General features: G+C 60.1%; 14 protein-coding genes. 10 read left to right on the top strand and 4 right to left on the bottom strand.

Annotated elements, in window-relative coordinates; all coding sequences use genetic code 11:
* Positions 1–24 precede the first annotated feature (24 nt).
* The 5 genes from HDE80_RS13035 (at position 25) to HDE80_RS13015 (ending at position 6851) form a co-directional block, all read left to right on the top strand.
* Positions 25–1542 carry a Ppx/GppA phosphatase family protein gene (locus HDE80_RS13035; protein ID WP_184601319.1) on the top strand — a complete coding sequence of 506 codons (1518 nt, stop codon included), beginning with the start codon at positions 25–27 and terminating at the stop codon, positions 1540–1542.
* A gap of 73 nt (positions 1543–1615) precedes the next feature.
* The gene (locus tag HDE80_RS13030; RefSeq protein ID WP_184672159.1) at positions 1616–2317 is read left to right on the top strand and encodes a peptidylprolyl isomerase; all 702 of its coding nucleotides are present in this window, start codon (positions 1616–1618) and stop codon (positions 2315–2317) included.
* Between the two features lie 8 nt (positions 2318–2325).
* Positions 2326–3054: a UDP-2,3-diacylglucosamine diphosphatase gene (locus HDE80_RS13025; RefSeq protein WP_184671544.1), complete on the top strand. Its 729-nt coding sequence runs from the start codon at positions 2326–2328 to the stop codon at positions 3052–3054.
* 90 nt (positions 3055–3144) lie between these two features.
* Positions 3145–3282: a hypothetical protein gene (locus tag HDE80_RS13020; protein ID WP_184671543.1), complete on the top strand. Its 138-nt coding sequence runs from the start codon at positions 3145–3147 to the stop codon at positions 3280–3282.
* Positions 3283–3884: 602 nt separating this feature from the next.
* On the top strand, positions 3885–6851 hold the full coding sequence (locus tag HDE80_RS13015) for a TonB-dependent receptor (protein ID WP_184672158.1): 2967 nt from the start codon (positions 3885–3887) through the stop codon (positions 6849–6851).
* Between the two features lie 223 nt (positions 6852–7074).
* Here the strand turns inward: HDE80_RS13015 and HDE80_RS13010 are convergent, their stop codons facing one another.
* The 3 genes from HDE80_RS13010 to HDE80_RS13000 all read right to left on the bottom strand — a co-directional run bounded on the left by HDE80_RS13010 (position 7075) and on the right by HDE80_RS13000 (position 10607).
* Positions 7075–8040: an alpha/beta hydrolase gene (locus HDE80_RS13010; protein WP_184671542.1), complete on the bottom strand. Its 966-nt coding sequence runs from the start codon at positions 8038–8040 to the stop codon at positions 7075–7077.
* Positions 8037–9662 carry an NAD(P)/FAD-dependent oxidoreductase gene (locus HDE80_RS13005; RefSeq protein WP_184671541.1) on the bottom strand — a complete coding sequence of 542 codons (1626 nt, stop codon included), beginning with the start codon at positions 9660–9662 and terminating at the stop codon, positions 8037–8039. Before HDE80_RS13005 ends, HDE80_RS13010 begins: the two co-directional genes overlap by 4 nt.
* Positions 9663–9728: 66 nt before the next feature.
* Positions 9729–10607 carry an SDR family NAD(P)-dependent oxidoreductase gene (locus HDE80_RS13000; RefSeq protein WP_184671540.1) on the bottom strand — a complete coding sequence of 293 codons (879 nt, stop codon included), beginning with the start codon at positions 10605–10607 and terminating at the stop codon, positions 9729–9731.
* A gap of 82 nt (positions 10608–10689) precedes the next feature.
* On the opposite strand from HDE80_RS13000, the gene HDE80_RS12995 reads away from it, so the two are divergent.
* The 5 genes from HDE80_RS12995 to HDE80_RS12975 all read left to right on the top strand — a co-directional run bounded on the left by HDE80_RS12995 (position 10690) and on the right by HDE80_RS12975 (position 15643).
* Positions 10690–11391: a TetR-like C-terminal domain-containing protein gene (locus HDE80_RS12995; RefSeq protein WP_184671539.1), complete on the top strand. Its 702-nt coding sequence runs from the start codon at positions 10690–10692 to the stop codon at positions 11389–11391.
* Positions 11392–11468: 77 nt separating this feature from the next.
* The gene (locus HDE80_RS12990) at positions 11469–13022 is read left to right on the top strand and encodes a CocE/NonD family hydrolase (protein WP_184671537.1); all 1554 of its coding nucleotides are present in this window, start codon (positions 11469–11471) and stop codon (positions 13020–13022) included.
* Between the two features lie 214 nt (positions 13023–13236).
* A complete protein-coding gene (locus tag HDE80_RS12985) occupies positions 13237–13872 on the top strand; it encodes a hypothetical protein (RefSeq protein WP_184671535.1) in 636 nt (211 codons plus the stop codon).
* Between the two features lie 242 nt (positions 13873–14114).
* Positions 14115–14393, top strand: coding sequence for a metallophosphoesterase (locus tag HDE80_RS12980; RefSeq protein ID WP_184671533.1), 279 nt, complete (start codon positions 14115–14117; stop codon positions 14391–14393).
* A gap of 20 nt (positions 14394–14413) precedes the next feature.
* On the top strand, positions 14414–15643 hold the full coding sequence (locus tag HDE80_RS12975) for an MFS transporter (protein WP_184672157.1): 1230 nt from the start codon (positions 14414–14416) through the stop codon (positions 15641–15643).
* Between the two features lie 21 nt (positions 15644–15664).
* On the opposite strand, the gene HDE80_RS12970 is transcribed toward HDE80_RS12975, so the two are convergent.
* Positions 15665–16366, bottom strand: a complete 702-nt coding sequence (locus HDE80_RS12970) for a sigma-70 family RNA polymerase sigma factor (RefSeq protein WP_184671531.1) — start codon at positions 16364–16366, stop codon at positions 15665–15667.
* Between the last annotated feature and the right edge of the window lie 10 nt (positions 16367–16376).

Below are 16376 nucleotides of genomic sequence, written 5' to 3'. Positions count from 1 at the left end.
TTCATTCGATCAGGGAGGCTTGACGTGAGTCCAGCCGATTCGACACCGATCCAGGATGGCGAACTGATCGCCGCCGTAGACATGGGCTCCAACAGCTTCCATATGGTGGTGGCACGGATGGAGCACGGCGAGCCGCGCGTGATCGACCGGCTGCGCGATAGCGTGCGGATGGCTGCCGGCCTGCGCGCTGACGGCACGCTGGACGCCGAGCGTCGCGCCCGTGCGATGAACTGCCTCGCCCGTTTCGGCCAGCGCATCGCCGGCCTGCCGTCATTGCGCGTACGTGCGGTGGCCACCAACACAGTGCGCCGACTCGCTTCGCCACAGACATTCCTGACCGCTGCCGAGAGCGCGTTGGGCCATCCGATCGAAGTGGTCTCCGGCCGCGAAGAAGGCCGGTTGATCTTTCTCGGCGCGGCGCACGACCTGCCCGCCTCGCGCGAGCCGCGGTTGGTCATCGATGTCGGCGGTGGCAGCACCGAGTTCATCATCGGTCGCGGACTGGCGCCACTGCATACCGAAAGCATCCAGGCCGGCTGTATCGCCTCGACGCTGCGCTTTTTTCCCGGCGGCAAGCTCACCCGCAAGCGCTGGCAGCGTGCGCGCAGCGAAATTGGCGTGCTGCTGCAGCAGTTCGACGAGGACTACCGCGAATCGGGCTGGCAGGATGCGTACGGCTCCTCCGGCACGGCCAAGTCGATTGGCGCGGTGGTACAGGCGATGAAGTTTTCCGACGACGGCATCACGCCCTCGTCACTGGCCTCGCTACGCGACGCGATACTCGACCAGGGCCAGATCAGCCTGCTCAAGCTACCCGGCCTGATCGAGGAGCGCGCTGCGGTGATCGCCGGTGGCGTGGTGATTTTCGAGGCTGCCTTTGCCGCACTGGGCATCGAGCGGCTGCGTGTGTGCGAAAGCTCGATGCGCGAAGGGCTGATGTGGGATCTGATCGGCCGCGCCGGCGGTAGCGATCCGCGCACCGCCAGCATCGACGCGCTGGCCGCCCGCTATGGCGTGGATCGTGCCCAGGCAAGGCGCGTGGAATCCACCGCGCTGATGCTGTTCGATCAGGTCGCCAAACCGTGGAAACTCGATGCCGATGCGCGTGAGTGGCTGTCGTGGGCCGCGCGCGTGCACGAGATTGGTCTGGCCATTGCGCACAGCCAGCACCACCACCACGGTGCCTATATCCTGCGCCACGCCGACCTCGCCGGTTTTTCGCGACAGGAGCAGCAACTGCTCGCCGCGGTGGTCGAAATGCATCGGCGCAAGCCGGACAAGGCACTGATCGCCACCCTGCCGCTACGCTATCGTGCGCTCGCCCGCTACACCACGGCACTGCTGCGCCTGGCCGTGCTGTTCCGCCGGGCGCGCCGCGCCGAGTCGCTACCGCAGATGCGGCTGGCCGCGACCAGTCAGAAACTGCGCCTGACTCTGCCGCTGGCCTGGTTCGATCAGCATCCGCTCAGCGAATCCGACCTGCAGCAGGAGCAGTCACCGATGGTTGAGCTCGGACTGAAGCTGGACCTGTCAAGCAGTTGAACCCATCGGCTTTCATGAACCATGCCGGTGGTGTGCGCGTATCATGTGCGCACGCCAAAACCGTCTGATGCCCATGCTTAAATCACTGCTCGCCACCCTCCTGCTGCTCGCGCCACTAACGCTGGTACCACTGACGCTGACAGCACAAACCGCCAAGCCTGCGCCCGCAACGGCTGCCGCGATAGCGTCGGCAGAAGTCGTGCTGCATACCTCACAGGGCGACATCACCGTGTCGCTCTACGGCGACAAAGCGCCCAAGAGCGTGGCCAATTTCCTCCAATACGTGCGCGACGGCTTCTACGACGGCACCGTGATGCATCGGGCAATCCCTGGCTATCTGGTGCAGGGCGGCCTGTATACGCGCGACCTGCAGCCAAAACGCACACGTCCGGCAATCGCCAGTGAGGCAGACAACGGCCTTTCCAATCTGCGCGGCACCCTGGTGGTCGCGCGCGGCGCGGATCCCAATTCCGGCACATCGCAGTTCTTCTTCAACCTGGTCGACAACCGTCGACTGGACTTCACCGGCAACCAGAGCGGCCTGACCTGGGGCTATACCGTGTTCGGCAAAGTCACCAGGGGCATGGACGTCGTCGACAAGATCGCCGCGCTGCCAACGCGGGGACTCGGACCATTCGCCGCCGACGTGCCCAATCCGCTGGTGGTGATTACCAGCGCCCGCGTCGTGGGTGAGGATGCGCCGGCAGATGCCTCCAGCACCGCTGCACCCGCCACCGCCAAGCCGGCCAAGAAATCCGCCAAGCATCAGGGTTGATCATCACGATGGCCACCCTGTTCATCGCCGATCTGCACCTGGATCCATCGCGCCCACAGATCACCGCACTGTTCGAGAACTATCTGGCCAGCGACGAAGTGCGTCATGCCGACGCGCTTTACATCCTCGGCGATCTGGTCGAGGCGTGGATCGGTGACGATGACGATGCCGAGCTGCCGCAGCGCATTGCAACGGCGATCCGCGCTGTGCGCGATGCTGGCGTGCCGGTGTATTTCATGGTGGGCAACCGCGACTTTCTGCTGGGCGAAACATTCGCACAACGCGCCGGCCTTACCCTACTCGACGATGGCACCGTGCACGAAATTCAGGGGCGCCCCACCCTGCTGATGCACGGCGACGTACTTTGCACCGATGACGTCGCCTACCAGAACGTACGCCGGCAGGTGCGCACGCCGCAGTGGAAAGCACAGATCCTGTCCATGCCACTCGAAGCCCGCAGGGCGTTTGCCGCCAAGGCTCGAGAAGATAGCCGCGCCCACACCGGCACCACGCAGGAAAGCATCATGGACGTCAACGCCGATGCCGTGCAGCAAGCCCTGCGCGATGCCGGCGTTACCCGACTGATCCACGGCCACACCCATCGCCCCGCCGTGCATTCGCTCGAACTGAATGGCGAAGCTGCCGAACGCATCGTGCTTGGCGACTGGTACGAGCATGGTTCAGTACTCAAGGTGACACACGATGGCGTCGAACTGCATGGTCTCGCCGTCACCTGATCGTTGCCGCGAGTCCGACAGCGGCATGTTTTAGGGCTCTAGCCATCCGCCTGTCTGTCGAACGGCAATCCAGCCGGCGGATGCAGCATCATGAAAAATCACACCATCCTGCGCTGGTGCGCATGCGTATTGCTTGCCATCGCGCTGCTGTTCGCCGTCGGCCTCTGGTGTACTGGTTCACTGGTTGATCCATCCCGCGCAGCACTCGGTGGGCTCACCACCAGCTGACCTGCCTGCACGATCGGTGAGTTTTCATAGCGCATCCGGGTCACTCATCTACGACTGATTCGCGGCAGGTGAACCTGGTCGAGGTGCAGTGCTGCTCCTGCACGGCGTAAGGACAAACCCTCTCAGCATGCTCGACTCCACCTGCTTTCGGCACGCCGCGGGACATGCCGTGTTGTTGATCGATTTCCTGGCATCCGTTGAAAGCCCCTGTGACACGATCAGCTTTGGTTATCGCGAAGCGCATGACGTGTATGCACGGCTGCAACAGCCACTGACCGCTCCATAACGCAGCCCAACCGCCTGTAAAGAACGTTTCGTTATGTGAGTATTCCAAATACTCATTCCATTTAGACGTCTAGATGTCCATATGTTGTGTACTATTCATCTCGTACTCAGCATCGTCTTGACGATCGCCATAGGGGCGAAAGAGTGCATTGAACCCATCGGATCCAGTGGCATTGATGCCGCATGAAACCGTCGATCCATACCCATGGACCGATGATGTGACATGAGCAAATCGCCTGGCATACCGCATCCATACCCAAGCTTTCGAGAGTCCAACTTTGAAAAATCGAACTACGCTCAGGCCTGACGCGCTTGCAATGGCGCTGGGCACCGCACTGGCAGTTGTCGCCACACCGCTATTCGCCCAGTCGACCACGGGCAGCATCTTCGGGCAGGCACCTACGGTCGGCAATGAAACCGTACAGGTCAGAAGCAACACTGGCATCTCGCGTGTGGTGACTGTGGACAGTCACGGCCATTACGTAGCGAGCGAACTTCCACTGGGCACCTACACCGTATCGCTGCTGCGCGATGGCCAAGTGGTCGATACGCGCAGCGACATCGACCTGCGCGTGGGCACCGGTTCGGATGTGTCGTTTCAACCCGCGGCGGTAAAGGATCTCAACGCGGTAAAAGTCAGCGCCAACGCGCTGCCACCGATCGACGTCACCAGCGTCGATTCGCGCACGGTGATTACCTCAGCTGAGCTGGCGCAGCTGCCATTGGGCCGCTCTGCGGAAGCCATCGCACAACTGGCACCCGGCGTGGTGAACAACAGTGGCGGTTATGTGGGACCGACCGGGCAATCGCTGGTCAGCTTCGGTGGCTCAGCCGCGAGCGAGAACGCGTATTACATCAATGGCTTCAATACTACCGATCCACTGCGTGGCTTCGGTGGACTCACCCTGCCGTACGGTGCCATCGAGCAACAGGAAATTTATACCGGCGGCTACAGCGCGCGCTACGGCCGCTCCGATGGCGGCGTGATCAACATGGTCGGCAAAAGCGGCACGGATCAGTGGCATTTCGGCGGGCAAGTGCTGTGGGAGCCAGACTTCGCGCACGCCGATGCAAGCAACACCTATTACACCAATGGACTGCCATCGTCGCCGATCGCCGGCAACCTGTATGACCCGAACAGCAAGAATCGCCAGTGGACGAAAACATACGACGCCTATCTTGGCGGCCCGCTGATCAAGGACAAACTGTTTCTGTTTCTCGCTGCCGAGACCTCTACCCAGGATGGCGATACGGTCAACAACGTATCCAAGGCGCAGCCTTATGTGCGCTACCAGTACCAGCAACCCAAGTGGTACGGCAAACTGGACTGGAATATCACCGACAGCAACATTCTCGAGCTCACCGGCGCCTCAAACAAGGATCAGACCAACGGTAGCATCTACAGCTACGACTATAACGCGCTGAAGCCGGGCAGCTTCATCAACTATGCCGACAGCATCAAGACCGGCGGTGACGTCTATACGGCCAAGTTCACCAGCTACATCACCGACAGCCTCACGCTCACCGCCACCTACGGCAAGATGAAAACTGTCAGCTACGATGCGCCGGGCGGCTACGACAGCAGCCTGACCTATCTTGCCGACGTGCAGAATCAGAACCCCGCATTGAATGGCGGCACACCGATCAGCAACAATCAGATCACGCAATCGCTATATAACGGCAATCGCCATAACGACACCAACAATCTGCGCCTCGACCTGACCTATCAGTTGGGCCAGCATGCCATCTCGTTCGGCGTCGACAACCAGAATGCGCGCGCCATCGACCAGGGCAGCCAGACTTCCGGCCCGGGCTATTACTGGGATTACGCATACACCACCACGCCGACGGTTGCGTTGATTCCCAATCTCGGCGTGGGTGCGCCGGCCAATTATTCGAATGGCGCATCCGGCTATTACGTGATCAAACACGTCAACAGCTCGATTGCCAGCGTGCGCTCCGCCCAACGCGCGCAATACATCGAAGACAAATGGCAGGTCAGCGATCGCTGGCTGCTGTCGCTGGGCCTGCGCAACGACCAGTTCACCGACTACAACGCCGATGCGCAGTCCTATATCCGTCAGACCGCACCACAGTGGGCCCCACGACTGGGATTTAGCTGGGATGTGAATGGCGACGCCAGCTTCAAGGTCTACGGCAACGCTGGCCGTTACTATCTCGGATTACCGCTCAATCCCGCATTCAATGCCGCCGGCGCGTACGTGGCCACCCAGCAATACTTCACCTATAGCGGTGTCGCTGCTGACGGCACGCCAACCGGGCTCATGCCTTTCTCCAACCCGGTATCGCCCAACAATACATACGGTGTATTGCCCGATCCAAAAACGGTGACCGCGCAGAACCTGAAGTCGGAATACCAGGATGAATTCATCCTCGGCTTTACCAAAGCGCTCGACGATCAGTGGGTGTATGGCGCCAAGCTGACGCAGCGCATTCTGCGCAACGCCATCGACGACTACTGCGATGTCAGCGCGATCGAAAGCAAGGCTGCTTCGCTGGGTTACGACGTCAACGCCACCAACAGCTGCTACCTGATCAATCCAGGCCGAGCCAATACGTTTACCGTGGCCGATACCAGCGGCACCTATCACAGCGTGACGCTGACCAACGCCGAGGCCGGCTTTCCACCGCTGAAGCGCCAGTACTACGGGCTGGAGACCTTTCTCGAGCATCCGTTCGATGGCAAGTGGTACGGCAAGATCGATTACGTTTTCTCGCGCAGCTACGGCGATACTGAAGGTCAGCTCCGTTCTGACATCCAGCAGACAGCCGCATCGACCAGCATCGACTGGGACTTCCCGGAATTGATGTCCTATAGCAACGGCGCGCAAAGCAACGACCACACGCACCAGATCAAGCTGTTCGGCTACTACCAGCTCACACCCCAATGGCAGGTCTCGGGCAATCTGCAGATCGTCTCCGGTAACCCTCGCAACTGCCTGGGTTACTACGGTCCCAATCAGACCGATCCGGACGGCTACGGCAGCTACTACCATTGGTGCGGTGGTCAGCCGTCACCACCCGGCACGCATCGCCTGCCGTGGAACAAGCAGGTCGACGTGGGCGCAACCTATCGGCCATCGTTCGGGGAAGGCAAGCTCGCGTTTTCGGTGAATGTCTTTAACCTGTTCAACGGACAGGCCATCCTCAACGCCTATCCGTACTTCCAGATATCACCAGGCACGCCAGATCCGCTGTACGGCTCGGCCGTGGTGCGCCAGCTGCCCCGCTACGTGCGTCTGAGCGCAACCTACGATTATTGATGGGCCAGTGATTTTCAATAAAGCTGTCGCTACCCGGTAGCATACGAAAAGGGACGCCGCGAGACGCCCCTTTTCGTTATCAACAAGGCGTGGCTTGCATTTAGACGTCCGAAAGCACTTTTCCGATTGCAGCCAGCAGCAGCGATGCGCTGAAATTGTCGATGAAGATCGCGCTGCGCTCGTTCTCAGCCTGGCACAGCCTTGATCGCTCGCACTGGAAGAATCACCGACTGCTCTGGCTAGTCACGGTTTCGCTAGAGCGCGCGATCGCGAGCAGCCAGTCGGCCGTCATCGTCGGTGCGGTGACCGGCAACATATGACCACCGTCCACCAGCTTCAGCGTGGCGTGTGGAATTTTCTGCTTGAGCGCCTCGCCGTGCCGCCGGTAGCTGAGCACCCGATCCTGCCGGCCGTACAGCACATCGATCGGCAGGCGCAGTGCCGCGTACCGGCGCTCCATTGTCGGCATATCAGCGGAGATCGCGAGCATGTCGGTTGATGCGGCATAGAAGCTGCGCGGCCTCAGTCCCAGCAGACCACCGCCTTTAACGCGAAAATCCTTCGGCACCGGTTCCGGCCCAAACACGACTTCCAGCACCTTGGCCCCTGTCTTGATCGACAACGGTATGGCCAGAGTGTGCGATATCACGCGACGCATCAGCGCCGATGGAATGGCCAGACCGCGAAAGGCTGCGGGTGGGTCAGTTTCCGCGTGCGTCAGCGGGGCGATCAACGCCAGTCGCGACACGGACTGCGGATGGTTCAATGCAACGGCCAGCGCGAGCGCACCGCCCAGTGAATGCCCAACGAGCATGGGCTTGTCCAGTTTCAACGCGTCGATAAAGCCAGCCACGGTCGCTGCTTGCGAAAAGATAGCTGCGGACGACTGCGCGCCACGCGTCGAATAGCCTGCGCCCGGTCGGTCGATAAGAATGACGCGATGCGAGCGTGCCAACTCCTGCATTGGCAAATAGGCAAAGTTGAGCAGCTGTCCGGCCAGGCCGTGCACGATGACGATGGCCGGTCCACTGCCCTGCTCGACGTAATGAATACGATCCCCGCCAATGTCGACAAACTTGCCCTGCGGCGGCAGTGCCTTTTCCACCTTATTTGCAACGTAGGAAGAAAAGACCGCGAGCCCTGCAATCACAATGATCAACAAAACGATGATCGAAAGAACGATGGTCACAAGCTTGCCCTCGTTTTTGCCGGAGTCTGCTCTTCTGCAACGTAGGCTGCATCACTACCCACGTGTTTGGCCACTTTACGCCGCTCGAAGCGCATCGCCCCATCCTCCAGCTTGCCGAAGCGGAAAGCGGCCAGGTCAAACGCGTAATTCTGATGATAGATCCAGGGCTTGTGCAGGCCCTGCCTTGGCAACGATGCTGCCGCACGCTGGATGTATCCTGACGTCAGATCAACCGCCGGCTGCGTACCTACGTCCTGGTTGTCCAGTACGGGCACGCAGGTGTCATAGCCATTCGTCTGCATATGCTGCAACAGACGCGCAACATACTTGGCCACCAGCTCGGCCTTCAGCGTCCATGAAGCGTTGGTATAACCAAATGTCGAAGCGAGGTTCGGCACGCCGCTGGACATCATGCCCTTGTACGACACGGTGTCGCCAAGATTTATCGGCCTGCCGTCAACCGTGATCTTTGCGCCGCCGAGTAGTTTCAACTTCAGGCCTGTCGCAGTAACGATGATATCGGCATCGAGCAGCTCACCGCTGCGCAGGCGCAACCCGGTGCTCGTGAACGACTCGATTTCATCCGTAACGATCGATGCCTTGCCGGCGTGTATCGCCTTGAACAAATCGCCATTGGGCACAATGCACAGCCGCTGATCCCACGGCTTGTATCGCGGCGTCAGGTGTTTGCCGATATCGAAGTCGGGACCGAGCTGCTTGGCCGCCATCTTGAGGATCGCCTTCTTGGCTGCTTCGGGCTTGCGGCGAGCGTAGTTGTAGAGATACATGCTGAGCAGCACGTTCTTGGTACGAACAAGCCGATGTGCGATCGTTGATGGAAACCATCCACGCAGTTTGTCGGCAATCGCGTCACGCGATGGCAATGCAAAAATATAGGTCGGCGAACGCTGCAGCATGGTGACGTGTTTTGCCGTAACGGCCATCGTCGGCACCAGGGTCACCGCCGTCGCGCCGCTGCCGACCACTACCACGCGTTTGTCCGCATAAGCCAGACCGGCAGGCCATTGCTGGGGATGCACGATCTGTCCCGCAAACTGGTCCATGCCCGGCCACTGCGGAGCGTGGCCCTGATCGTAATCGTAATAACCACTGCACATATGGAGAAAGCTGCAGGTGTAGCGCCGACGTTCGACGTGGCCATCGGCGCTGCGCTCGACCTGCACGCTCCAGCGCGCAAGCGATGAATCCCAGTCGGCGCCGATCACCTTGTGTTCGAACTGTATCGTCTTGTCGATTCCGAACTCGCGCGTCGTATCTTTGACGTAGTCCAGAATGCTCTGGCCATCGGCGATGGCCTTGTCGCCCTGCCATGGGCGAAAGCTGAAACCCAAAGTGTACATATCCGAGTCCGAGCGGATGCCGGGGTAGCGGAACAGGTCCCACGTACCCCCGAGACTCGACCTACTCTCCAGGATGGCAAAGCGCGTCGATGGCAGCCGATCACGCAAATGGTAGGCCGCCGCGATACCGGACAAACCTGCCCCGACGATCAGCACGTCGTAGTCGACGTCAGCGTTTGGCTGTGCATGCACGGAACCATGCTGAGCAGTCGCTGACAAGGCATTGCTGGCGGATACGTTGAATTCGGTAATCGATGTCATGCGATCGTCCATTGCTGATGGTGGCGTACGGCAGGCTTGGGGACGTCCATACGCAAAGCGAAGATTTCAACCAGCCTTTTGAGTGTCTGTACTGTTTTTGCCGCCACCGCCGAGCATCTCGCGGGCGCGCCGAAGCACCACCAGCTGATAGGCCGAACCAAGCAGACGTATGACTTTGTCGAGTACCCACGCATCCTTGCCCACCAACACGCGGCGCGCGTTGCGTTCGACGCCGGCGAGGATCTGCAGTGCGGCGGTGTCCGGCGTGGTGACGTTGATCAGGCGATTGGCGCGGCGGCGGTGCGTCTCTTCGTCCTGCCCGGTTGCATCGACAATCTGCTGGTCGATCCGCGACGCGTTCACGATATTGGTGGCGACACCACCAGGGTGGATGCTGGTCGCGCTGACCGGCGCACCTTCCAGTTCCAGCTCCATCCGCAGCGCTTCGGTATAACCACGCACGGCAAACTTGCTGGCGTTGTAGGTGCTTTGCGTCGGCATCGCCATCAGGCCGAACAGGCTGGACAAGTTGATCACATGGCCTTCGCCGGAAGCGTGCAGGTAGGGCAGAAACGCCTGCGTACCGTGCACCACGCCCCAGAAGTTGATGCCCATGATCCATTCGAAATCTTCAATCGATGCTGTAGCGGCGGATGCCGTATGTGCAACGCCGGCGTTGTTGAAAATCAGGTTGATCTTGCCGTGTACTTCATTTGACTGCCTGGCCCAGCTGAATACGGCCGCGCGGTCGGACACGTCCAGCGTCTGGGTGGTGACCTTCACCGTGTAAGCGGCGCACATCGCGGCGGTCTGCTTGAGGCCGTCTTCGTTGCGATCACTGAGTGCCAACCCGCAACCTCGTTTGGCCAACTCGACCGCGAGACTGCGCCCCATACCGGATGCGGCACCGGTAATCGCGGCGACCTTGCCTTTGAAGTGGCGCATTGCAGTTACCTCAATAGCCAAGAAATTCTGGTGTTACTCATCACCACTTTAAATTTTGTACTTTCTGCTGTCAAATGTGTTCATGAAGAAAAAGGCAGAGACCGTCGCCACTGGCCGTGCTTACGGCGGCATTGCACACGAAGATCGGGCCGCCGAACGGCGCGATGCATTGATCCAGGCGGCCACCCAGGTGTTCGGCACCGTGGGCTTTCGCAAGGCAACCGTGAAATCGATCTGCCGGCAAGCCAAGTTGAACGATCGCTATTTCTACGCCGCGTTCGACAGCGCGGATCATCTACTGCGCGTCACCTACGAGCACCACGCCCAACGTCTGCATGCTTCACTGCAACAAGTGATACAAAAGCAGGGCGAGAAGCTCGAGGCAAAGGTGGCTGCCGGGCTACGGGTGTTCTTTTTGTTCCTGCGCGATCCCTGTGCGGCGCGCGTGCTGATGCTTGAAGTCATGGGCGTCAGCGCGGAAACCGACGCCACTTATCAACGCAACATTTTCGAGTTTGCCAGGCAGATTATTTCTTTCGTCGATAAGGCGACGCAGGATGCACTGGGCGATCACGATGATCAGCGCATCGTGGGTTTTGCGCTGGTCGGCGCCATGATCAATGCGGGTACGGCATGGCTGCTGTCCGACTATCGTGACTCGGAGGAGAAAATGGTGCACAACTGCAGCCAGGTATTGCTGGGCACCTATGCCTACGCCGTCAAACAGGCGCGTCAGTCAGCACGATCTGCCAGATCGACATCCGCCACTCGAACGAGACGCTAGTCCACAGAACCCGCATGCTGATTGATCGCCTTCTGAGACTGCCGCCGCGAACCTCGCGCAGTGTTCGGCACCGTGACGTGGCTTTCACCATGCGTGACGGCGTGACTCTGCTAGGCGATATCTACCTGCCCGCCAAGCCATCCGGCGAGCCGACGGTGCTGCTGCGCTCACCCTATGGACGTCACAGCGTTATCGCACTGCTCGCCCAAGCCTTCGCGAATCGCGGCTATATCGCCGTGATTCAAAGCTGTCGGGGAACGTTCGGCTCAGGCGGTCAGTTCAATCCGTTTTTCCAGGAAGCCGACGACGGTATCGACACGGTGGAATGGATCGAAAAGCAGCCGTGGTTTTCGGGCAAGCTCGGCCTGCACGGCGGCAGTTACATGGGCCAGGTGCAATGGGCGATCGCCGCCGAACTAGGCGACCGCCTCTCCGCGATTTCGACCGTGGTAACGACCAGTGATTTCCAGGAAGCGATCCACGACGGTGGTGGATTTCGCTTGCAGGACCTGCTGGTCTGGGCACGTAAGCTCGATCAACAGGAGAGCGGCCAAGGCTTGCGCAACGCGCTAAAGCGCGTATTTGGCGATCCCCTGAATCGCATCTATCACGAACTACCGGTCGAGACGCTGGACGTCAAGGCGCTGGGAAAACGCATCGACTTCTGGCGCGAATGGACAACGCGCGATCCTGACGACGTCTTCTGGGAGCCGATCCGTTTTACCAAGACGATTGACCGCATCAAGGCACCGATGAGCATGGTCACCGGTTGGTCCGATTTTTTCTTCACCTACCAGATGCGCGATTTCAGGCTGTTGCGCGCACAGGGAAGCACGGCGCGCATCAGCGTCGGTCAATGGACGCACGGCAGTCCGGGCATGATCGGCGAAAGCCTGCGCGATGCGCTGGAGTGGTTCGACATCTATCTCAAGGGCAAACCGCCAGCTCGCCCCCAGGATCTCAATCGCGTGAAGTTCTGGGTCAACGGGCCGAACGAATGGCGCGAAGCAAAGACGTGGCCTCCTGAAAATAACGTGGCGACGCGCCTTGCGCTCAACGCGGACGGCCGACTCAGCGATGGCGTCATCACGCCTGGCGTGCGGTCGTTCACTTACGATCCATCCGATCCCACGCCAAGCCTTGCCGGACCCACGCTTGCCAATGCAAAGGGGCGCGGCAACGTGCGTTCTCTCAGCATGCGAAAAGACGTGCTGACATTCGATGGTCCCACTCTCGATCAGCCGATAGAGATCATTGGCGATGTCATCGTTACCCTGACGACATCAGCCAGCCGCCCGCATCACGATCTCTTTGTCTGCCTGTGCGATGTCGATCCACGCGGCCGCACGATAAACATCACGGATGGCTACATCAGGCTCCGCCCATCTTCGCCACCTGATGCGAGCCCGCGAGCGAGCGTGCTCAAGGCGTTTCCCACGTCGTGGCGAGTACCCAGCGGCCATCACCTTCGTCTGCTGGTGGCAGGTGGCGCGTTTCCTCGATTTGCGCGTAACAGGGGCGTCGATTCGAAGGATAGCGATGGCAGCGCGATGACCCCTGTCGAGATCACCCTGCACTGCGAATCCACAGCGACCTGCACGGTGGAATTCTCCACTGTTGCTCAGGATTAGGCAGCGGAGCACATAGTCCGCCGAGGCCAACGTATCGCGTCGATGCGCAGTCATACGCGTTGTTCGCGGACGTGATGGCTCAGCACGCATTCCCTGCACAATTCCTGCGAATTCGAAGGCCATAGTGGGCTTTGCCGGGTGAGTCCACGCCTCTTCGATGTTCTCGTGAGCGCGCCTCCCGAGCCTTATCCCACGTACCCACGGAGTGAACCGTATGTGCCACCTTGATCCCGATTACCTGCCAAAAACCGTTGGTACCCTCGACCGTTTTGTCCTCAACCCGAAGGCCGATATCGATGGCCTGCTGCTGAGCGACGGCACCGAGATCCACACGCCACCCCATCTATCCGCGCAGTTGCTCAAGGAGCTGGCACCCGGCGCAAAGCTCACCGTATACGGTGTGAAAACGCGCAACAGCGATTTGATCGTCGCCGTTGCCATCGACGCGGCGAACGGCAAACGCATCGTCGATGATGGCCCCAGCCCGAAACACGAGAAGCCAGGCAAACCGACGCACAAATCCGGCGAGCACGCCAAGTCGATGACGCATAGCGGCCTGATCCAACGCCTGCTGCATGGCCCCAAGGGCAATACACATGGAGCACTGTTGGACGACGGCACCGTGATCCGTTTCCCGCCGCACAGCGCCGAGCGCCTCGCTGATCTTCTGGTGATCGACGCACCACTGAGCGTTCGCGGCTATGCCCTGACGACAAGGCAGGGCACCGTCGTCGATGCCAAGGCCATGGGCAAGGACACGGCCACGCTGATCGACACGCCCAGGCCCCCCGAGCAGCACGAGAAGAAACCCAGGAAAGGTCCACACAAGGCTCATGCGACTCACCACTGACGGAAAATTGATCCTCCTCGTGGCATAGAGATCACGCGGGAGCGCTGTTTTCGAAATCAAATTTGAGGTGATTGCCAGCTTGCCGGCAGATCCGGCAAGCCGATGACGGCCGACCTTTTCGAGGAAACACCATGCACGAGCCACTGACGATCTATACGCCCACACGTCATGGCGCGATGACTCGCTGGCGCCGCGCATCCCATCCTGCACCGTGTGCTCAGCGAACGGACGAGGGTTAAGCCATGCTGACCTGGGCTCACTGCGGTGATCTGCACGTCAGCCATGAGGACGAGTACATCAGCATTCCCCGCCTGGAAACACTGGTGCGTGAAGCGAACCGCTATCTCAACAGCAGCGTGGATTTTATTTTCCTTCCTGGCGACAACGCCAACGACGGCACAGCGGAACAGTACCGTCGTTTCGTCGACATGCTGAGCGATCTCACACTACCCGTGCGCGCCATACCGGGCGATCACGATTTTGAACCCGGCACGCTCGATGCCTTTTACCCAAAGTGGTGAGCGCCCAACCGCCACAGAAAATTCCTGGCCGGCACGCGCTGGAATCACTGAATTTTTTCATGGCGGATGTACAGGCCGGTATCGGTCCGTTTCTCGGTGTTTTCCTGCAGGGCAAAAGCTGGGGCACGGGTGCCATCGGTTCGGTGATGACCATCGGCGGCATCGCCGGCATGCTCGCCACCGGTCCGGCCGGAGCGCTGGTGGATGCATCGCGCAACAAACGGGCACTGGTCGTCATCGGCAGCATATTCACCGTGCTGGCTTCCGCGCTGCTCTGGTTCTCACCCTCCTACGCGATGGTAGCCGCATCGCAGATTGCCACCGCGGTGGCCGGCGCCGCCCTGGGCCCGGCCCTTGCGGGCATCACGTTAGGCATGGTGCGCCAGGTCGGCTTCGACCGGCAGTTTGGCCGCAATCAGGTCGCCAATCACGCGGGCAACGTGATCGGCGCCAGCCTGTCCGGCTTCCTCGGCTGGAAATTCGGTTTCGCCGCGGTCTTTTCCCTGGCTGGCCTGTTCGCCGTACTCGCCATCTTTAGCGTGCTGCTCATTCCACGTAAATCGATCAACAATCGCCATGCACGAGGACTGGAAGGCGACGACCAGGATGGCGAAAAAGCCTCCGGTTTCAGCGTGCTTTTCACCAATCGGCCACTGCTGATCCTGGCCGGCGCGCTGGCCTTTTTCCATCTAGGCAATGCGGCCATGCTGCCGTTGTATGGACTGGCAGTCGTCGCGGCGCACGAGGGAAATCCGGCCATTTTTACCGCCAAAACAATTGTCGTGGCTCAACTGGTGATGGTGGCCACGTCGATGTTCGCCATCCGCATGATACGAACGCGCGGGCACTGGTGGGTGATCCTGCTGACATTTCTCGCGTTGCCGCTGCGTGGGCTGATCGCCGCCATGGTGATCAAGAGCTGGGGCGTGTGGCCGGTACAGGCGCTTGATGGCATTGGGGCCGGCCTGCAGAGCGTAGCCGTTCCTGCGCTGGTCGCGCGCCTCATGCAAGGTACCGGCCACGTCAACGTCGGCCAGGGCGCGGTAATGACAGTACAGGGACTCGGCGCAGCGTTGAGCCCGGCGCTAGGTGGCCTGATCGCGCAGATGTTCGGCTACCGCGCGGCGTTTCTTTTACTCGGAGCCATTGCGCTCGGATCCTTGACGCTCTGGCTTGGATTCGCACGCTTGTTGAAGCCCGCTTGCGGCAGCTCAGCTGACGGTCGTACAGCAGCAGCCGGTGGTATCTGATCCACGAGAATCAGAGTACCGCTAACAGTCCATCTCGACACGAGGGCCCAGCTGCGACCGTAATAACTCCAATGCGCGTTTATGCAATTGGGATATACGCCCCTTCGTTATGTTCAGTTGCTGCGCAATTTCCACGAACGGCACATGGTGATGGTAGTGAAGCGTCAGGATCATCTTCTCGCGATCCGGCAATCTCTGAAGGCCCGCTGAGATAGAGGACCTCAACTCGTCCCGCTCAAGCTCCGCATAGGCGTCAAGTGGTAGAGCGCTTCCTGGCATCGACTGTGTATCCAGTAAGAAGCCGAGGCCAAGCCCAACGGTGGTATCAATGAATGCGTCGAGCGCGTCACCATCTCGCCCCTCCTCAAGCGACTCAAGACGATCACGCGTAGCAGAGGCGGCTTCTGCTTCGCCTTGGCCGTGTAGGTGACTGGAACGCAAGCTACGAATGCCATCAAAGACGGCACCCCGAACCCGATGCCTTGCATAAGGTTGAAAACCAACACCGCGATCCGGATCGAAGCGGTCAATTGCTTCAAGCAAACCAAGCAAGGCATTCTGCGCACAATCCTGCCAAGCATCGCGAAGGAGGTACACCCGCATATAGACGTCACGGGCAACTATTCTCGTCCATGACGAATACTTCAGAATCAGTGCATCGCGGGCCGCAATGTCCTTGTCCGTGCGCCATTGATGCCAGAGTATAAGCTCGCTGCTTTCCAAGGCACTGCGT

Source organism: Rhodanobacter sp. A1T4 (assembly GCF_014207185.1).
GTDB lineage: Bacteria > Pseudomonadota > Gammaproteobacteria > Xanthomonadales > Rhodanobacteraceae > Rhodanobacter.
The sequence above is the reverse complement of the archived record's forward strand: the minus strand, read 5'-3'. Positions and strand labels throughout refer to the sequence as shown.